This window comes from Streptomyces sp. SID11385 (genome assembly GCF_010548245.1).
In the GTDB taxonomy this organism is placed as follows: domain Bacteria; phylum Actinomycetota; class Actinomycetes; order Streptomycetales; family Streptomycetaceae; genus Streptomyces.
Genome location: NZ_JAAGLR010000479.1, coordinates 1 through 1,292, shown reverse-complemented (window position 1 = coordinate 1,292; position 1,292 = coordinate 1). Strand labels below are relative to the sequence as shown.

Sequence of the window (1,292 nt, the reverse complement as noted above, 5' to 3'; positions counted from 1 at the left end):
CTGCTCGGCGCGGTCGCCGCGCGGGCCGCCGTACCGCACCCGCTCACCACCGCCGTCCTCGCCCTGACCGTGCTCTGGGTACCGGTGACGGCCGCCTTGGCCCTCTCCGGCGCCGGGCTGCTGGAGAGCGCCGCCGTGGTCGTCGTCGTCCTGCTCGGCGTCCTCGCGGTCGCGCCCACCGCGACCGGCCACCTGGTCGCGCTCTCCGGCACCGCCGTGGACAGCGAGCAAAGCGGCGACACCGCTCAGGGCCAGGTCGCCGGGCTCGTCGCGGGCGCCCGGCGCCTCCTCATCGGCCTCACCGTGCTGTGCGCGGCGCTGCTGGTGGCCGCCCTGGTGCTGCTGGCCGCCGCCGACCAGGTGTGGGCGCTCGCGCTGAGCGCCGCCGCCGGTCTGGCGCTGCTGCTGCGTGCCGGACTGCTCAACGCGTTCGGCGCCGTACTGCCCCAACTGGTAGCCGGAACAGTCGGGTTGGGCGCCTGCCTGGCCCTCGCCCCCGCGGCGGCCGGGGCCCCCGCGTGGACCGGCCCCGCCGCGCTCATCGTGGCCGGGCTCGCCGTGCTCGCCCGGGGCACCTCCCGGATCTTCGGCGACACCCATGACGAGGAGACCGAGCGGCCCGCCTGGATGAGCACCCTGGGCCTGCTGCTCTCCGTGCTCACCGTGCCGCTGGCGCTCGGCGTCTTCGGCCTCTTCGGACACCTCCAGTCGATGGGGACCTCGCTGTGAAGGGCGCGGCGCGGAGCGGTCCGCGATGAGCCGCGTGCTGCGGGTCGCCGCACGCGGCTGGGGCACCTACCGCAGCATCACCGCCGCCGTCCGTGAGGCCGGCACCGGCACCGAGGTGCTGGTGGCACCCGGCGTCTACCACGAAGCGCTGGTGCTGGACGGCGAGGTGACGGTGACCGCCGCCAAGGGCCCCGGCACCGTACGTATCAGCAGCGCCCAGGGGCCGGTGATCAGCGTCGGCGGCGGCGCCCCGGTCCTGCGGGACCTCGATGTCGAGGGCAAAGGCGGCCCCGCCGTACTGCTGCGCGCCGGACGCACCGCACTGCACGGCTGCACCGTCACCAAGGGCGCGGTGGAGGCCGCGCACGACGCGCGTCTCGCCCTGCACGGCTGCACCCTGCGGGCCTCCGGCGGCGACGGGCTGCGGCTCGGCTCCACGGCGAGCGCCCTGCTGCGGGAATGCGTCGTGGACGCCGCCGGACGGCACGGCGTGCACCTCGCCGACGCGGCCCACGCCGTACTCGACGGCACCCGCGTCGTCGGCGCGGCCGGCTGCGCCGTCA

At 76.8% G+C, this 1,292-nt stretch carries 1 protein-coding gene and 1 pseudogene; both read left to right on the top strand.

Features of this window, described 5'->3' with window-relative positions; translation table 11 throughout:
* Positions 1 to 729 (top strand): annotated as a pseudogene (locus G3I42_RS14675) (hypothetical protein); the annotation flags it as partial.
* A 25-nt stretch (positions 730 to 754) separates the two neighbouring features.
* Positions 755 to 1,292 (top strand): right-handed parallel beta-helix repeat-containing protein (locus tag G3I42_RS14670; protein ID WP_239096451.1); only part of this gene is annotated, 538 nt, incomplete at its 3' end.